This window comes from Streptomyces sp. NPDC005706 (assembly GCF_040631045.1).
Lineage (GTDB): Bacteria > Actinomycetota > Actinomycetes > Streptomycetales > Streptomycetaceae > Streptomyces.
Genome location: NZ_JBEXYS010000027.1, coordinates 1 through 16,883, shown reverse-complemented (window position 1 = coordinate 16,883; position 16,883 = coordinate 1). Strand labels below are relative to the sequence as shown.

At 71.1% G+C, this 16,883-nt stretch carries 14 protein-coding genes and 1 tRNA gene; 1 reads left to right on the top strand and 14 read right to left on the bottom strand.

From position 1 onward, the window contains the following. Nucleotides 1-84: 84 nt before the first annotated feature. The 14 genes from ABZ478_RS30360 to ABZ478_RS30295 form a co-directional block, all read right to left on the bottom strand. Nucleotides 85-762: a protein-tyrosine-phosphatase gene (locus ABZ478_RS30360; protein WP_358935936.1), complete on the bottom strand. Its 678-nt coding sequence runs from the start codon at nucleotides 760-762 to the stop codon at nucleotides 85-87. Next, a complete protein-coding gene (locus ABZ478_RS30355) occupies nucleotides 759-1,406 on the bottom strand; it encodes an L-threonylcarbamoyladenylate synthase (RefSeq protein WP_358935934.1) in 648 nt (215 codons plus the stop codon). Before ABZ478_RS30355 ends, ABZ478_RS30360 begins: the two co-directional genes overlap by 4 nt. A gap of 52 nt (nucleotides 1,407-1,458) precedes the next feature. Further along, nucleotides 1,459-2,298, bottom strand: a complete 840-nt coding sequence (gene prmC, locus ABZ478_RS30350; protein ID WP_358936068.1) for a peptide chain release factor N(5)-glutamine methyltransferase — start codon at nucleotides 2,296-2,298, stop codon at nucleotides 1,459-1,461. Nucleotides 2,299-2,370: 72 nt separating this feature from the next. Then, the gene (gene prfA, locus ABZ478_RS30345) at nucleotides 2,371-3,447 is read right to left on the bottom strand and encodes a peptide chain release factor 1 (RefSeq protein WP_359554148.1); all 1,077 of its coding nucleotides are present in this window, start codon (nucleotides 3,445-3,447) and stop codon (nucleotides 2,371-2,373) included. Nucleotides 3,448-3,555: 108 nt separating this feature from the next. After that, nucleotides 3,556-3,777, bottom strand: coding sequence for a 50S ribosomal protein L31 (gene rpmE, locus ABZ478_RS30340; RefSeq protein ID WP_040248322.1), 222 nt, complete (start codon nucleotides 3,775-3,777; stop codon nucleotides 3,556-3,558). 199 nt (nucleotides 3,778-3,976) lie between these two features. Beyond that, on the bottom strand, nucleotides 3,977-5,116 hold the full coding sequence (locus tag ABZ478_RS30335; protein WP_359554146.1) for an LCP family protein: 1,140 nt from the start codon (nucleotides 5,114-5,116) through the stop codon (nucleotides 3,977-3,979). Between the two features lie 196 nt (nucleotides 5,117-5,312). After that, nucleotides 5,313-7,025 (bottom strand): trypsin-like serine protease, encoded by a 1,713-nt coding sequence (locus tag ABZ478_RS30330; RefSeq protein WP_359554281.1) that lies wholly within the window; start codon nucleotides 7,023-7,025, stop codon nucleotides 5,313-5,315. Between the two features lie 228 nt (nucleotides 7,026-7,253). Then, complete coding sequence (gene rho, locus ABZ478_RS30325; protein ID WP_359554145.1) at nucleotides 7,254-9,272, bottom strand: transcription termination factor Rho; 2,019 nt, start codon at nucleotides 9,270-9,272, stop codon at nucleotides 7,254-7,256. 405 nt (nucleotides 9,273-9,677) lie between these two features. Then, on the bottom strand, nucleotides 9,678-10,595 hold the full coding sequence (gene thrB / locus ABZ478_RS30320; protein ID WP_359554144.1) for a homoserine kinase: 918 nt from the start codon (nucleotides 10,593-10,595) through the stop codon (nucleotides 9,678-9,680). 310 nt (nucleotides 10,596-10,905) lie between these two features. Further along, entirely contained in the window at nucleotides 10,906-11,964 is a 1,059-nt protein-coding gene (thrC, locus tag ABZ478_RS30315) for a threonine synthase (protein WP_199212012.1), read from the bottom strand. A 6-nt stretch (nucleotides 11,965-11,970) separates the two neighbouring features. Then, nucleotides 11,971-13,263, bottom strand: a complete 1,293-nt coding sequence (locus tag ABZ478_RS30310; protein WP_351662904.1) for a homoserine dehydrogenase — start codon at nucleotides 13,261-13,263, stop codon at nucleotides 11,971-11,973. A 244-nt stretch (nucleotides 13,264-13,507) separates the two neighbouring features. Further along, nucleotides 13,508-14,899 (bottom strand): diaminopimelate decarboxylase, encoded by a 1,392-nt coding sequence (lysA, locus tag ABZ478_RS30305; protein WP_359554143.1) that lies wholly within the window; start codon nucleotides 14,897-14,899, stop codon nucleotides 13,508-13,510. A gap of 50 nt (nucleotides 14,900-14,949) precedes the next feature. Continuing rightward, nucleotides 14,950-15,930: an ArgS-related anticodon-binding protein NrtL gene (gene nrtL / locus ABZ478_RS30300; RefSeq protein ID WP_359554141.1), complete on the bottom strand. Its 981-nt coding sequence runs from the start codon at nucleotides 15,928-15,930 to the stop codon at nucleotides 14,950-14,952. Between the two features lie 103 nt (nucleotides 15,931-16,033). Then, nucleotides 16,034-16,582: a response regulator gene (locus ABZ478_RS30295; RefSeq protein WP_359554279.1), complete on the bottom strand. Its 549-nt coding sequence runs from the start codon at nucleotides 16,580-16,582 to the stop codon at nucleotides 16,034-16,036. A 176-nt stretch (nucleotides 16,583-16,758) separates the two neighbouring features. On the opposite strand from ABZ478_RS30295, the gene ABZ478_RS30290 reads away from it, so the two are divergent. Further along, nucleotides 16,759-16,830: transfer RNA gene (locus ABZ478_RS30290), tRNA-Arg, on the top strand. Nucleotides 16,831-16,883: the final 53 nt, after the last annotated feature.

Here is a 16,883-nt window from a genome sequence, read left to right as displayed (position 1 = left end):
ATGTAGGCCCGGGATGTCCGATACGCGCGTATTGCTCCGCCTGCCGCCGCCGTCCCCCTCGCGGGCCGGCGGTGCCCGCCCGCGTCAGGCGCGGGCGGGGACCCCGGTCAGAGCGGTCACCACGGGATCGAGCGCCTCGTGTATCTCGTCGCCGATCGAGCGGAAGAAGGTCAGCGGCGCCCCGTACGGGTCGTACACCTCGTCCGCCTCCGCGGTCGGCGCCAGCAGCCAGCCGCGCAGCGCGGCCGCCGCGCGCACCAGGGCGCGCGCACGCACCACCACGCCGTCCTCCAGCGAAGGCAGCGTGGCGGGGTCTATGGCGCGCACCAGGCGGGTGAACTCCTTCAGCGTGAAGGTGCGCAGGCCGGCGGAGTGCCCCATGGAGATGACCTGGGCGCGGTGGTCGCGGGTGGCCGTGAGGACGAGGTCGGCCATGATGACGTGCTCGTCCAGCAGTTCCCGGCCGGTGAACCCGGAGGCGTCGGCGCCGAACTCGGCCAGCACGGTCTCCGCGTTGGCCTCCATTGGCGCGCCCTCGTGGCCCCAGGTTCCGGCGCTCTCCACGATCAGCCCGCCGCCGAGCACACCGAGCCGCTCCGTCACGAAATGACGGGTCAGCCGCTCGGTGATCGGTGAGCGGCACACGTTGCCGGTGCTGACGTGGAGGATGCGGAAGCAGTCGCGCGGAAGTCCGACGAACGTCGTCGTGATCTCCGCGGCGCTCTCCCTGCCTATGCCACGCCCCGCGTCAGGGGCCGTCAATTCGCCACCTCGAGGTCGGGTACGACCTTCCGCAGCTCCTCCGGGGAGAGCGCGCCCGCCCGCAGCAGCACCGGCACCTCGCCGGTGACGTCCACGATGGACGACGGCACGTTGCCGGGCGTCGGGCCGCCGTCGAGGTAGACGGAGACGGAGTCGCCGAGCATCCGCTGGGCGGCGTCGCAGTCCTCGGGCGCCGGGTGCCCGGTGAGGTTGGCCGAGGTCACGGCCATCGGGCCGACCTCGGTGAGCAGCTCGATGGCGACCGGGTGCAGCGGCATGCGCACGGCCACCGTGCCCCGGGTGTCGCCCAGGTCCCACTGCAGGGACGGCTGGTGCCGGGCGACGAGCGTGAGGGCGCCCGGCCAGAAGGCGTCGACCAGCTCCCAGGCCAGCTCGGAGAAGTCCGTCACGAGGCCGTGCAGGGTGTTCGGGGAGCCGATCAGCACGGGGGTGGGCATGTTGCGGCCCCGGCCCTTGGCGGCCAGCACGTCGGCGACCGCCTCGGAGGAGAACGCGTCGGCGCCGATGCCGTAGACCGTGTCGGTCGGCAGCACCACCAGCTCGCCCCGGCGGACGGCGGATGCGGCCTCGCGCAGACCCGTCACACGGTCGGTCGCGTCGTTGGTGTCGTATCGCCGTGCCATGTCTAGCGGGCCTCCTCGTGCGGGTACTGCGGGCTGGAAGTCGTCGGGGCGCTCACGGCAGCGCCTTGCGGGCGGTCGCGAACCGGGGGCGGTTGTTGAGGTCCGGGTGGTCGGCGGCGTCGGCCCAGCCCCGCTCCTCGGTGAAGATCCAGGGCACCTGGCCGCCCTGGGTGTCGGCGTGCTCGATGACGACGACCCCTCCGGGCCGCAGCAGCCGGTGCGCGGTGCGCTCGATGCCGCGGATAAGGTCGAGGCCGTCCTCGCCGGAGAACAACGCCATCTCGGGGTCGTAGTCACGGGCCTCGGGCGCGACGTACTCCCACTCGGTGAGCGGGATGTACGGCGGGTTGGAGATGACCAGGTCGACCTGGCCGTCGAGGTCCGGGAAGGCGGCCAGGGCGTCGCCCTGGCGCAGGTCGACCCTGGACCCCTCGACGTTCTTACGGGTCCACTGGAGCGCTTCCTCGCTCAGCTCCACGGCGTGCACGCGCGAGCGCGGCACCTCCTGGGCGAGCGCGAGCGCGATGGCGCCGGAGCCGGTGCACAGGTCGACGATGCAGGGCTCGACCACGTCCATGGCGCGCACGGCGTCTATGGCCCAGCCGACCACGGACTCGGTCTCCGGCCGGGGCACGAACACACCCGGCCCGACCTGGAGCTCCAGGTACCGGAAGTAGGCCCGCCCGGTGATGTGCTGCAGCGGCTCGCGCTGCTCACGCCGGGCGATGACCTCCCAGTAGCGGGCGTCGAAGTCGGAGTCCTTGACGGAGTGCAGCTGGCCCCGCTTCACGCCGTGCACGAACGCGGCGAGCTCCTCCGCGTCGGTGCGCGGCGAGGGCACGCCGGCGTCGGCCAGCCGCTGGGTCGCCTGGGCCACCTCGGCGAGCAGCAGACTGCGGGGGCTTGGGGGTCGCCCCCCAGTTGGTGACTGCACGCAAGTCCTCCGTGTATTCGTACGCGCCTCTTACGCGGCCGCCAGCTTCGCCGCCGAGTCGGCGTCGACGCAGGCCTGGATCACCGCGGCGAGGTCGCCGTCCAGGACCTGGTCCAGGTTGTACGCCTTGAAGCCGACGCGGTGGTCCGAGATGCGGTTCTCCGGGAAGTTGTAGGTGCGGATCTTCTCGGAGCGGTCCACGGTGCGGACCTGGCTGCGGCGGGCGTCGGCCGCCTCCCGCTCCGCCTCCTCCTGCGCCGCCGCGAGCAGCCTGGAGCGCAGGATACGCAGCGCCTGCTCCTTGTTCTGCAGCTGGCTCTTCTCGTTCTGGCAGGAGGCGACGACTCCGGTCGGCAGGTGCGTGATGCGCACCGCGGAGTCGGTGGTGTTGACGGACTGGCCGCCGGGCCCGGAGGAGCGGTAGACGTCGATGCGCAGGTCGTTGGGGTTGATCTCGACGTCGATCTCCTCGGCCTCGGGCGTGACGAGCACGCCGGCCGCGGAGGTGTGGATCCGGCCCTGGGACTCGGTGGCCGGCACACGCTGCACGCGGTGCACGCCGCCCTCGTACTTCAGCCGCGCCCAGACGCCCTGGCCGGGCTCGGTGGCGCCCTGGCCGCCCTTGGTCTTGACCGCGACCTGGACGTCCTTGTAGCCGCCCAGCTCGGACTCGGTGGCGTCGATGATCTCGGTCTTCCAGCCGATCCGCTCGGCGTAGCGCAGGTACATGCGCAGCAGGTCACCGGCGAACAGCGCGGACTCGTCGCCGCCGGCGCCGGCCTTGATCTCCAGGATGACGTCCTTGTCGTCACTGGGGTCGCGCGGGACGAGGAGCAGGCGCAGCTTCTCGGTCAGTTCCTCGCGCTGCTTCTCGAACTCCTTGACCTCGGCGGCGAAGTCGGGGTCGTCGGCGGCGAATTCGCGCGCGGTCTCGATGTCGTCGCCGGTCTGCTTCCAGGAGCGGTACGTGGCGACGATCGGGGTGAGCTCGGCGTAGCGCTTGTTCAGCTTGCGCGCGTTGGCCTGGTCGGCGTGGACCGACGGGTCGGCGAGCTTCTTCTCCAGGTCGGCGTGCTCGGCGACGAGTTCATCGACGGCCTCGAACATCTTTCGGCTCCTGATACTGCGGTGAGGACAAGGGCGGGCGACCAAAAACGCCGGTCCCGGGCACGCCCCGCAGGAGGGCGCGACCGTGGACCGGCGATTTGGGGCTCGCTACTTCTTGGAGCCGGCGGCCTTGCCGAAGCGGGCCTCGAAGCGGGCCACACGGCCACCGGTGTCGAGGATCTTCTGCTTGCCCGTGTAGAACGGGTGGCACTCGGAGCAGACCTCGGCCCGGATGGTGCCCGAGTTGATGGTGCTGCGGGTGGTGAACGACGCGCCACAGGTGCAGCTGACCTGCGTCTCGACGTACTCGGGGTGGATGTCGCGCTTCAAGGTGTCTCCTAGGTTTCGGGAGGGCGCCGGGTCGCAGCCGCTGGGTGCGAAAGCGTGAACCGGAGCCGACGTACCAGTCTGCCAGGACTGGCGCCATCCCCCAAAACCGGGGGGCGGGGCCGTCTATTCCCGGGGGCGTTTCCCCGGCGGCTTCCCGGTGATTCCCCGGAGCCGGGTACGGGGGCGGCCCGGTGCGGGGTCAGCCGCTGACGACGCCCTTGGCCCCGCCCGCCGCCGTGTCCTTCGTGGCCGACGCGGGAATGGGCCGGTCGTTCTTCAGGGCCGTCCAGATCCGCTCGGCCTTGGCCTTCTGCAGGAGGACCCGGTTGGGGTCGGCCGGGTCGTACCGGACCGGCATCGTGACCATCCTCATGTGGGAGGAGCCGATGCCCTTCAGGCCGCCCGCGAAGTCCGCGAGGGCGTTGACCGAGCCGAGATCGGAATCGGTGGTGACGGCCTTGGTGGCGGTGTCGGCGAGGTCGTACAGCTTCTTGGGGCTGCTGAGCACGCCGACGTGCTCGGCCCGGTCGAGCAGCGCCTTGACAAAGGCCTGCTGGAGCTGGATGCGTCCCAGGTCGGAGCCGTCGCCGACGCCGTGCCGGGTGCGGACCAGGGCGAGCGACCGCTCACCGTCGAGGGTGTGGGTGCCGGCCTTGAGGTTCAGGTGGCTCTGCGGGTCGGCGATGGCCTTGGTCGTGGTGACCGGGACCCCGCCGAGGTCGTCGATGAGCTTCTGGAAGCCGGCGAAGTCGACCTCGAGGTAGTGGTCCATGCGGATGCCGCTGAGGGACTCGACCGTCTTCACGGCGCAGGCCGCGCCGCCGGTGGAGTAGGCGGAGTTGAACATCACGCCGGACGCCGCCGGGTGGCTGCCGCCCTTGGTGTCGGTGCAGGCGGGGCGGTCGATGAGGGTGTCGCGCGGGACGGAGACCACGCTGGCCTTCTTGTGTCCCTTGTACACGTGGACGATCATCGCGGTGTCGGAGCGGGCGCTGCCGTCGTCCGTGCCGCCGCCCAGCTTCCGGTTCTTCCCCGAGCGGGTGTCCGAGCCGAGGACCAGGATGTTCTCGGAACCGTTGTCGATCTTCGTGGGCCGTTCGTCGCCGAGGGCCTGGTTGATGTCGACGCTCTTCAGGTTGCCGTTGAGCTTGAAGTAGACGTACCCGAGACCGGTGCCGCCCAGCACGACCACACCGGCGGCTGCCCACGCGGTGGCGAGCAGGGCCTTGCGGCGCTTGCCCGGAACGGCGGCCTTGCGGCGGCGGCCCCCGCCTCTTCGCTGCGGGCCGGTGGTGGCCGGCTCCGTTATGCCGGGCTCGGGCGTGCTTTCGGCGGACACGTCACTCCTAGGTCTCGTCTGTCGTTTACCCCCTGCTTTCAGGGTCAGGCGCGGTCGTCACCGCTCCGTCGTCGCTCTGCCTGGTCAGACGGAGAAACTCGGCACAGGGTTGCACAGCGCACGGTGCCCCCCGCGTGCGGCGAGGGGCACCGTGTGTGACCGTGTGGTCCCCGGTGAGCCGGGCTCACCTGCGGATTCAGCCCCAGATGTCGTACGCCTGGAAGCCGGTGCCGGCCGAGACCCTTGTGGCAAAGATCTCGCTTGTGCCCTTTCCGGTGCCCTTGTACAGGTACAGGGTTCCGCCGGGGGTGCGGGCCAGGAAGTCGGCCTTGCCGTCACCGCTCACGTCGCCGACCGCGTCGAAGGCGTTGTAGCCGGTCCAGGCGCTGCGCACCTTGACCCGGGCGGAGAAGGCTCCGGAGCCGGACTTCCCGGTGCCCTTGTACAGGTACAGGTCGCCGTTGCTCGACTTGCGGGCGAGCAGGTCGGCCTTGCCGTCGCCGTTGAAGTCCCCGTGGCCGCGCACCGAGTTGTACTGGTCCCAGCCGGTGCTCACCTTCACCTTGGTGGCGAAGCTCCCGTTGCCCTTGCCCGCGTACAGCCACAGCGCGCCGTTGGAGTCGACGGAGAGCACGTCGGGCAGGTAGTCGCCGGTGACGTCGCCCGGGGTGATGATCCGTTTGCGGGTCTTCCAGCCGGTGAAGATCTTCGTCTCGGCCCAGCTCCCGCTGGTGCGGGCGCTGTTGAGGACGAAGTGCTCCCAGTACACGTCGCCGGTGGAGCCGACCCGGAAGACGATGTCCTGGTAGCCGTCCCGGTTCAGGTCGGCCTGGAGGGCGAGGTTGACCCCGCCCCAGTCGCCCCACGAGATCCGGGAGCCGAAGGACGTGCCCTTGGAGTCCTTCTCGTAGCCGGTCTTCGTGGACGAGGCGCGCACGAAGAGGTCGGCCTTGTTGTCGTCGTAGCTCAGGTTGCTGTCGTCGAGCTGCGGGTAGACCGCGCCCGTGTACTTGGCGACCTTGCTGAAGACGCTGTAGGCGCCCTTCTCGACGCAGTCCACGACGCCCCAGGACACCACGCCGGCGATCCGGCCGTTCACCACGAGCGGCCCGCCCGAGTCGCCGTTGCAGGCGGAGTTGGTGCCGGTGTCGCTGCCGGTGGCGGGCTTGCCCGCGCACACCATGTGGCCCTTGACGAAGTCACTGCCGTAGTAGCCGGAGCAGGTGCTGTCCGACTGCACGGGCAGGGTGGCCGTCTTCAGTGTGTCGGAGATGTCGTCGCTGGTGGAGCTGGTGCGGCCCCAGCCGTAGACCTTGGCACTGGTGCCGGTGGCGTACGAGGCGGTGTCGCCGGAGGTGACCATGCGGATCGGCGTGGCCTTGACCGGGACGGCCAGGGTGAGCACGGCGATGTCGTTGTCGATGGTGGCCGGGGCGTACGACGGGTGGTTCCACTGGCGCAGTAGGCCGGTGGCCTGGCCGCCGTGCAGGTCCGTGGTGCCGGCGGCGTCGGTGGTGGGCAGTCGGTCGGTGCCGGTGACGACGGCGCCGTAGGCCTTCCAGTTGTAGGCCTTGTTCTTCCCGTCCCGCACACAGTGCGCGGCGGTGAGGATCTTCGTCGGCGAGACGACCGAGCCGCCGCAGAAGAAGCCGATGTCGTCGCCGGTGGCGCTCGTGCCCTTGTCGTCGAAGTACCAGAGCTGGGCCATCCAGGGCGCCGAGGAGATGGTGGTCTCGCTGCCACCGATGATCTTCGGCGAGACGGCCGAGGGGCTGCTGGTCTTCGTCGGCTGCTCGGAGCCGGAGGCGCCCGCGATGCGCTTCTCCAGCGTGGCCGGGGACGGCTGGGAGACTGCGGGTGCGGTGCCGGGCTTCGGCAGGGCGGTGGCCGCGCCGGCGGAGGACGTCATCAGCGCGGCGGTCACGGCGGCGGCGACACCGGCCGCGGCAAGGGGGACGGCAAGACGTATCCGGCGTCTGTGCCGCCCGGGCTCGGGCGTGGGCAAGGCGGTTCCCCCCAGGGAGAGATGTGATGAGTGGGGCGCGTGATGCGCTCCCCTCCCTCTCAGCGCCAAAAGGCCGCCCCCCGTCACGTGGTGACGGGGGGCGGCCCTTATTTCTTACCCAGTGCCTACCGGTCAGTCGCCGTTGCCGGGCGTCGGCGTGGTCTTCTGGATCTGCATCAGGAACTCGGCGTTCGACTTCGTCTGCTTCATCTTGTCGAGGAGCAGTTCGACCGCCTGCTGCTGGTCGAGGGCGTGCAGCACCCGGCGCAGCTTCCAGACGATGGCGAGCTCGTCGGGGGCGAGCAGGATCTCTTCCTTACGGGTGCCGGACGCGTCGACGTCCACCGCCGGGAAGATGCGCTTGTCGGCGAGCTTCCGGTCGAGCTTGAGCTCGGCGTTGCCGGTGCCCTTGAACTCCTCGAAGATCACCTCGTCCATGCGGGACCCGGTGTCCACCAGGGCGGTGGCGAGGATGGTGAGCGAGCCGCCGTCCTCGATGTTGCGGGCCGCGCCGAAGAACCGCTTCGGCGGGTACAGGGCGGTCGAGTCGACACCACCGGACAGGATGCGGCCGGAGGCCGGGGCGGCGAGGTTGTACGCACGGCCCAGACGCGTGATCGAGTCGAGCAGCACGACCACGTCGTGACCCAGCTCCACCAGGCGCTTGGCGCGCTCGATGGCCAGCTCGGCGACCGTGGTGTGGTCCTCCGCCGGGCGGTCGAAGGTCGAGGAGATGACCTCGCCCTTCACCGACCGCTGCATGTCGGTGACCTCTTCCGGACGCTCGTCGACGAGGACGACCATCAGGTGGCACTCGGGGTTGTTGTGGGTGATCGCGTTGGCGATCGCCTGCATGATCATGGTCTTGCCGGTCTTCGGCGGGGCCACGATCAGACCGCGCTGGCCCTTACCGATCGGCGACACGAGGTCGATGATGCGGGTGGTCAGTACGCCCGGGTCCGTCTCCAGACGGAGGCGGTCCTGCGGGTACAGGGGGGTCAGCTTGTTGAACTCCGGGCGGCCACGGCCGTGTTCGGGCGCCATGCCGTTGACGGAGTCGAGGCGGACCAGCGCGTTGAACTTCTCGCGGCGCTCGCCCTCCTTCGGCTGGCGGACCGCGCCGGTGATGTGGTCACCCTTGCGCAGGCCGTTCTTGCGGACCTGGGCGAGCGAGACGTACACGTCGTTCGGGCCGGGCAGGTAGCCGGAGGTCCGGATGAAGGCGTAGTTGTCGAGGATGTCCAGGATGCCCGCGACGGGGATCAGGACGTCGTCCTCGGCGACCTGCGGCTCGGCGATGTCGTCGCGGCCACGGCGGCCACGGCGGTCGCGGTATCGCCCGCGACGGCCACGGCGGCCGCCGTCGAAGTCGTCGTCGTCCTGCGGGCCGCTGTTGCGGTCCTGCCGGCCGCCCTGCTGCTGGCCCTGCTGCTGACGGTCCTGCCGGTCCTGACGGTCCTGACGGCCGCCGCCCTGCTGGTCGTCGCCCTTGCCACGGCGGTCGCGGTCGCGGCCGCGCTCGCGGCGGTCACGACGGCCACGGCCCTCGCCGTCACCGGCGTCGCCACGGGCCTCGCCCTGCTGCTGCGCGGGCGTCTCTCCCTTGGACTCACCCTTCGCCTCGGCGGCGACGCTCTCGGCGCCGGCGGCCGGGCTGCCGGCATCGGCGGTGGCACGGCGGCGACGCCGCTCGGCCGGGGCGTCGTCTCCGCGCTCGGCTTCGCCCGCACGGGCGGCGCCACCGGCCGGCTGACCGGGGATCTCGATCTGCTGCTGGGCCACGGCCTTCTCGGCGGGAGCCTCGGCCGCCTTGTCCGCCTTCTTCTCGGCGGCGTCCTCGCCGGTGCGGGCCTTGGAGGTGGCCCGGCGCTTGGGCTTGGTCTCGGTGGCCGCCTCCGCCTTGGGAGCGGCGCCCCCTCCGGCCTGGGCCTCCTTGATGACCTCGATCAGCTGGCTCTTGCGCATACGCGCGGTGCCCCTGATGCCGAGGCCGGATGCGACCTGCTGCAGCTCGGCCAGCACCATGCCCTCGAGGCCGGTACCGCGGCGCCGCCGGGAGCCGGCACCGCTGGCAGGCGCGGAGGCGTCCGTGGCGGGCGCGGCAGCGGTCTCCTCGACACGTGCGCCCATCAGATCGGTGGTGTCGCTCACGAAGGGTCCTTCCCTGGAGCGGACGTCGGCCTGTCTGGCTCGGCGACCGGTTGTGCTGTCCGGACTACGGTCCTGTCTTCGATGAACCGTGCCGGGGCGGTGGTCCGCCAAAGCGGCGGAAGAGAATTTCTGGTGATGGCGCTTCCGCGAGCCGTGGCACCCAGTGTCACGTGGCGTGGTAGCACCGATTCCGGAGCGTGCCCAGAGTCCCGCTCAGTGTCCGCATACGTCGTACTGCCCAGGTACGGCGCACGAGACACGGAGTGGTGTGGGAGGCTCCCGGAAGGATGTCTGTCCCGGACGGGGACACGAAGCACCTCGCCATGGTGGGGTCGGGTGCAGACTTGAGGTTAACACTACCGGATCCAACAAACATTCCCCCTCTCCAAATCCGGCAACCGTGTCTCAGGTCGCAAGCGGCAGCACGCTCGCTCCCTGAACATCGAGGTCCAGCCGGTTGGCGGCCCAGCCCTCACCCGCGAGGCGGGACACCTTGTCGGCGCTGCCGGCGTCGGCCAGCGCCATGACGGTGGGTCCGGCGCCGGAGATGACGGCCGGGATCCCGTCGGCCCGCAACCGCTCCACCAGCGCGGCGCTCTCCGGCATGGCCGGGGCGCGGTACTCCTGGTGCAGACGGTCCTCGGTGGCGGGCAGCAGCAGCTCGGGGCGCCTGGTGAGGGCCTCGACGAGCAGGGCGGCACGGCCCGCGTTGACGGCGGCGTCGACGTGCGGCACGGTGCGCGGCAGCAGTCCGCGCGCGGTCTCGGTGAGCACCGGCTTCCCGGGCACGAAAACCACCGGAACGATGGAATCGTCGGGCTCCATCCTGATGGCCCGGGCGGCGCCGGCCTCCATCCAGGAGAGGGTGAAACCGCCGAGCAGACAGGCGGCCACGTTGTCGGGATGACCCTCGATCTCCGTGGCCAGCGCGAGCAGCGCGGCGTCGTCGAGCCGGGCCTCGCCGCCTATGGTCACCGCGCGGGCGGCGACGATGCCTGCGCAGATGGCGGCGGAGGAGGAGCCGAGGCCGCGGCCGTGCGGGATGCGGTTGGCACAGACGATCTCCAGGCCCCGGGGCTGTCCGCCCAGCAGGTCGAAGGCCGTGCGCAGGGAGCGGACGAGCAGGTGACTCTCGTCCCGGGGCAGGGTCTCGCCGCCCTCACCCGCGATGTCGATGTGCAGACCGGAGTCGGCCACCCGGACGACGACGTCGTCGTACAGCCCCAGCGCGAGGCCCAGGGCGTCGAAGCCCGGGCCGAGATTCGCGCTGGTGGCAGGGACGCGCACCCGTACGGCGGCGGCGCGGAAAGCTGGACCGGCCATCGCTCGAAGACTCTCCTTGAGCTGCGTTTGAGTGTCGAAGGACATCCGATGGGTCGAATGCCGCTCGATAGCTTCGATGGACATTCGATGACGTACGAAGACCCGTCGGGTCGCGTAGACGGCGCGGCCCGTGCCCACACGCGGGGGCATATGCGGTAGGCGGGTTCAGTACAGCCTATCGAAGGAAGGTTCCGCGGCGACATAGGGCGCACAGGAGGCGCACGATGCGTGTCGTGGACCTCCCGTGCACCCTGCCACGGGTCGCCCCGCGCGGCGGGGTGCGGGCCCGGTCTCCCGGGCCCGCGGGCGCTCAGGCCAGGCCGAGGCGCTCGGCCGCGGTGGCCGCGTCGACGGGGACGGTGACCGGCTGCGGCGCGCCGGCGACGGCCCAGTCCGGGTCCTTCAGCCCGTTGCCGGTGACGGTGCACACGATGCGCTGCCCCGGGTCCACCTTGCCCTGCTCGGCCGCCTTGAGCAGACCGGCCACCGAGGCGGCGGAGGCGGGCTCCACGAAGACACCCTCCTGCGCGGCCAACAGCCGGTAGGCGCGCAGGATCTCACGGTCCGTCACCTCGTCGATGGCACCGCCGGACTCGTCGCGGGCGGCGAGGGCGTAGTCCCAGGAGGCGGGATTGCCGATGCGGATCGCGGTGGCGATGGTCGACGGGTCCTTGACCACCTCGCCGCGCACGATCGGGGCGCTGCCGGAGGCCTGGAAGCCCCACATGCGCGGGGTACGGGCGGAGACGCCGTCGGCGGCGTACTCCTTGTAGCCCTTCCAGTAGGCCGTGATGTTGCCCGCGTTGCCGACCGGCAGGACGTGGATGTCGGGGGCGTCGCCGAGCATGTCGACGATCTCGAAGGCGGCCGTCTTCTGTCCCTCGATACGCACCGGGTTGACCGAATTGACCAGCGCCACAGGGTAGTTCTCGCTGAGAGCGCGGGCGAGCGTGAGGCAGTCGTCGAAGTTGCCGTCGACCTGGAGGATCTTGGCGCCGTGCACCAGGGCCTGGCCCATCTTGCCGAGCGCGATCTTGCCCTGCGGCACTAGCACGGCCGAGACCATCCCGGCCCGCACCCCGTAGGCGGCGGCCGAGGCGGAGGTGTTGCCGGTGGAGGCGCAGATGACCGCCTTCGCCCCCTCCTCCTTGGCCTTGGAGATGGCCATGGTCATGCCGCGGTCCTTGAAGGATCCGGTGGGGTTGGCCCCCTCCACCTTCAGGTGGACCTCACAGCCCGTGCGCTCGGAGAGCACCTGCGCGGGCACGAGGGGCGTGCCGCCCTCGCGGAGCGTCACGACCGGCGTGGTGTCGGATACCGGCAGCCTGTCCCGGTACTCCTCGATGATTCCGCGCCACTGGTGGGTCATTGCTGGTTACTCTCCTTCAACCCGCATGATGCTGGCGACACCCCGCACGGTGTCGAGCTTGCGCAGCGCCTCGACGGTCCCGGTCAGGGAGGCGTCGGACGCGCGATGGGTGACGACGACGAGGGAGGCCTCGCCGTCCTTGCCCTGCTGGCGAACCGTATCGATCGACACCCCGTGCTCGGCGAACACGGTCGCGACCTGCGCCAGTACACCCGGCTTGTCCGCGACGTCGAGGCTGATGTGGTACCGCGTGACGACCTCGCCCATGGGCGAGACCGGCAGGGCCGCGTACGCCGACTCACCGGGCCCCGTTGCGCCGTTGAGCCGGTTGCGGCAGACGGCGACCAGGTCGCCGAGCACGGCGGAGGCGGTCGGGGAACCGCCGGCGCCGGGGCCGTAGAACATGAGCTGCCCGGAGGCGTCGGACTCCACGAAGACGGCGTTGTAGGCGCCGCGCACGGAGGCGAGCGGGTGGCTCAGCGGGATCATCGCGGGGTGCACCCGCGCGGTCACCGAGGCACCGTCGGCGGCCCGCTCGCAGATGGCGAGCAGCTTGATCGTGCAGCCCATCTCCGCGGCCGAGCGGAAGTCGGCCGCGGTGACCTCGCTCATTCCCTCGCGGTAGACGTCGTCGAGCCGCACCCGCGTGTGGAAGGCGATACCGGCCAGGATGGCGGCCTTGGCGGCGGCGTCGAACCCCTCGACGTCGGCGGTCGGGTCGGCCTCCGCGTAACCGAGCGCGGTGGCCTCGTCCAGCGCCTCCTGGTAGCCGGCGCCGGTGGAGTCCATCTTGTCGAGGATGAAGTTGGTCGTGCCGTTGACGATGCCGAGCACCCGGTTGACCTTGTCACCGGCGAGGGACTCGCGCAGCGGCCGGATCAGCGGGATGGCACCGGCGACGGCGGCCTCGTAGTAGAGGTCCCGGCCGTGCTCCTCGGCGGCGGCGTGCAGCGCGGCCCCGTCCTGGGCGAGCAGCGCCTTGTTGGCGCTGACCACGGACGCGCCGTGCTCGAAGGCGGTGGTGATGAGGCTCCGCGCCGGCTCGATGCCGCCGATGACCTCGACGACGACGTCGATGTCGCCGCGTTTGACGAGGGCGGTGGCGTCGGTGGTGACCAGGTCCGGGTCGATGCCCTCACGCACCTTGCCGGGCCGGCGCACGGCGACCCCGGCCAGTTCCACCGGGGCCCCGATCCGGGCGGCGAGGTCGTCGGCGTGCGTCGTCATGATGCGCGCCACCTCTGAGCCGACCACTCCACAGCCCAGCAGCGCCACCTTCAGCGGACGCGTACGCATCATCCGACCTCGTTTCCTCTTACCGTCTACGGTTTGGTCCAGTCTCACTCACCGGACGGGAGTTTCTACCCTTCGTCCGGATCGTGAGACATCTATTTCATTTTCCCGGGATGGGAAGACCGAAGATCTTCCGGCCCTCGTCCCGCGGTTCACCAAGCCCCGCGGAACCAGGGATTCCGGCGCCCCGGCCCCTCCCCCCTCGGCCGACGTCAGCGTCCGTGCGCCGGCCCCGGCCGTGCCGGCCCCGTCAGCCGACGTCGAGACGCAGCAGGTCCTCCTCCGTCTCACGCCGCACGATCACCCGCGCCTCGCCGTCCCGCACCGCGACGACCGGCGGGCGCAGCACATGGTTGTAGTTGCTGGCCATGGACCGGCAGTAGGCGCCGGTGGCGGGTACGGCGAGCAGGTCGCCCGGCGCCAGGTCGGCGGGCAGGAACGCGTCCTTGACCACGATGTCCCCGCTCTCGCAGTGCTTGCCGACGACACGGCTGAGCACGGGCTCGGCGTCACTGACGCGCGAGACGAGGGCGACGCTGTACTCCGCGTCGTACAGCGCGGTACGGATGTTGTCGGACATCCCGCCGTCCACGGAGACGTACGTCCGCAGCCCCTCCAGCGGCTTGACGGTGCCGACCTCGTACAGCGTGAACGCCGTCGGCCCGACGATGGCACGGCCCGGCTCGACCGAGATGCGCGGCGTGCGCAGCCGGGCGGCCTCACACTCCCGGCCGACGATCTCGGTCAGCGCCTTGGCGATCTCGTGCGGCTCGCGCGGGTCGTCGGCACTGGTGTACGCGATCCCGAGCCCGCCGCCGAGGTCGATCTCGGGCAGCTCGACCCCGTGCTCGTCCCGGATGTCCTTGAGCAGCCCGACCACCCGGTGGGCGGCGACCTCGAAGCCGGACATGTCGAAGATCTGCGAGCCGATGTGGCTGTGGATCCCGATGACCTCGAGACTGTCGAGCTGGAGCGCCCGCCGGACCGCCTCGGCGGCCTGACCGCCGGCTAGCGGGATGCCGAACTTCTGGTCCTCGTGGGCGGTGGCGATGAACTCGTGGGTGTGCGCCTCCACCCCGACGGTGATCCGGATCTGCACCCGCTGCCGCCTGCCCAGCGACCGCGCGATGTGCGCGACCCGCACGATCTCCTGGAAGGAGTCGAGCACGATCCGCCCGACCCCGCCCTCGACCGCCCGCTCGATCTCCGCCACGGACTTGTTGTTGCCGTGGAAGGCGATGCGCTCGGCGGGCATTCCGGCGGACAGCGCGGTGGCCAGCTCACCGCCGGAGCACACGTCGAGATTGAGCCCCTCCTCGTTCAGCCACCGCACGACGGCCCGGGACAGGAACGCCTTCCCGGCGTAGAACACGTCGGCGTCGGCACCGAACGCGGTGCGCCAGGCGCGAGCCCGGGCCCGGAAGTCGGCCTCGTCGAGGATGTAGGCGGGGGTGCCGAACTCCTCGGCGAGCCGGGTCGCGGGAATCCCGCCGACCGTGAGGACACCGTCCTCGTCCCGGCCGACGGTCTGCGCCCACACCTTGGGGTCGAGGGCGTTGAGGTCGGCGGGCGGGGCGGAGTAGTGCCCCTCGGGAAGGACATCGGCGTGACGGGGCCCGGCGGGGTGGGCGGAACGGCTCATGACGTGACTCTCAGACTCTCTGTCTCTCTCCGGGGCGTCCTGGGGTGGCCTCAGAGGTATTCGGGTGCGTCGATGCCGAGCAGGGACAGGCCACCGGCCAGCACCGTCCCGGCGGCTTCGGCGAGGGCGAGCCGGGCACGGTGGGCGGCCGAGGGTTTCTCCTCGCCGCGCGGCAGCACGGTGGGCAGAAAGGGCAGCACGGCATCGGCGACGGTGACGAGATGCCGGGCGAGCCGGTCCGGGGCGCGATGGGTGGCGGCCGCGGTGAGGATGCGGGGATGTCCGGCGAGCGCGGCGACCACCTCGGGGGCGGCCACGGGTCCGGGCTCGGCACCGAACCCGAGGCGGGCGGCACTGCGGGTCATGGCGCGGGTACGGGCATGCGCGTACCGCACCCGGAACAGCGGATTGCCCTCCCGCTGCACCAGGTGGTCGGCGGTGATCCGGGGCCGGTCGTGCGCCGCGGGGTGCAGCAGCGCCCACTGGGCGGCGTCGGCCCCGAGCGGCGCGGGATCCTCCGGAGCCGGCACGGGCCGCAGATTCACCGGCTCCCCGTGCCCTACCTCGGCCCGCCCGCCCTGGGTGGCCACGATCCGCACGACGGCATCGGCCACGACCTCGGCCCGCACCTCGTACGGCACCCGCAACAGCACGACCTGCCCGGCGAGCGCGGCACCGTGGCCGTAGGCGAGGCCCAGCCGGCCGATCTCGGCGACGAGACCAACTGCCGTTTCCCCACTGTCGGCGAGCGTGATGTTGAGAAACCCCGGCCCGGTGACGACGACGTCACCGATGCCATCGGCCTCGAGAAGCCGCTCGCGGAGAACGCCGGCGACATCCAGGGGCGCCCGCCCGGCCGCCCGGGCGAGCTGAAGGGCGACATTGGTGGCGTAGTCCCCACACCCCCCGGGCCCCGGCTCAGTCACGACGACCCGCTCCGGCAGCACATCCGGCTCCACACACAGCTCCCCGCCGTCCACGGCAGCACGCACCGAGTGCAACACGGTGCGGGAGAGCTCGACGGGGGTCACGGGACAAGCGTAGGGGAGGTGGGGGGTGGGTATGCGAAGTGGTTTTACGGTGCGAGACGGGACGGGGGTGGGGTACGCCCCATCAGTCTCTTCATGCCCCCACTCAGCGCACCGCTACCCCCGCCCCGTCACCGCCTCCGCCCTCTCCCCCGCTGCCCTCGTCGCCGTCCCCCTCTTCGCCCCCCTGGCCTTCGCCGTCGCCGTGCCGACCGGGGCCGCTGCGTACGGGCTTCCGCTCGATGAGCTGCTTGACGAGCCGCACGAGCTCCGCGGGTTCGAAGGGCTTGGCGAGGAAGGCGTCGACACCGACGTCGAGCCCGCTCTCCACCTCGTACTGGGTACACGCGCTGATGATGGCGAGCGGAAGATCGTGCGTACGAGGGTCCGCACGCAGCCGCGCGGCGGTCCGGAAGCCGTCCAGCCGGGGCATCACGACATCGAGGGTGACGACATCGGGCCGAACCCGATGCACGACATCCAGACACTCGGCACCATCAGCCGCGGTCACGACCTCAAGCCCCTCCAGCTCGAGGTTGACCCTGATCAGCTGCCGGATGACCTTGTTGTCGTCCACAACAAGCACCCGGCCCGACGCGCCTGGCACAACTCGAGAGTAGGTCGGCGCCGGCCACCGCGTCCGGCTTTTCCCCACTTCCACCCCGCGCGGGGGAACGTCACCGTCCCACCCCTGCCCACCTCCGCCGACCCATCCCTGCCCACCTCCGTCGACCCGCCCCGACGCACCCTGCGAAACCCGTTCCTGATCACCCCGGCGGACCTGCTAGTGTTCTACCCGTCGCCGCAAGCGAACAGCTCAGCGCCCGACACGCCCCCGTAGCTCAGGGGATAGAGCAACGGCCTCCGGAGCCGTGTGCGCAGGTTCGAATCCTGCCGGGGGCACCCAGCATGAGGTGCCCAAAGACCCCGTCACCAGCGGAAACGCTGAGGCCGGG

Coding starts and splice junctions, on each gene's coding strand:
- thrC (WP_199212012.1), bottom strand. CDS start 11,964: ATGACCCACCAGTGGCGCGGAATCATCGAGGAGTACCGGGACAGGCTG.
- ABZ478_RS30355 (WP_358935934.1), bottom strand. CDS start 1,406: ATGGCACGGCGATACGACACCAACGACGCGACCGACCGTGTGACGGGT.
- ABZ478_RS30310 (WP_351662904.1), bottom strand. CDS start 13,263: ATGATGCGTACGCGTCCGCTGAAGGTGGCGCTGCTGGGCTGTGGAGTG.
- lysA (WP_359554143.1), bottom strand. CDS start 14,899: ATGAGCCGTTCCGCCCACCCCGCCGGGCCCCGTCACGCCGATGTCCTT.
- ABZ478_RS30330 (WP_359554281.1), bottom strand. CDS start 7,025: ATGACGTCCTCCGCCGGCGCGGCCACCGCCCTGCCGAAGCCCGGCACC.
- prfA (WP_359554148.1), bottom strand. CDS start 3,447: ATGTTCGAGGCCGTCGATGAACTCGTCGCCGAGCACGCCGACCTGGAG.
- thrB (WP_359554144.1), bottom strand. CDS start 10,595: ATGGCCGGTCCAGCTTTCCGCGCCGCCGCCGTACGGGTGCGCGTCCCT.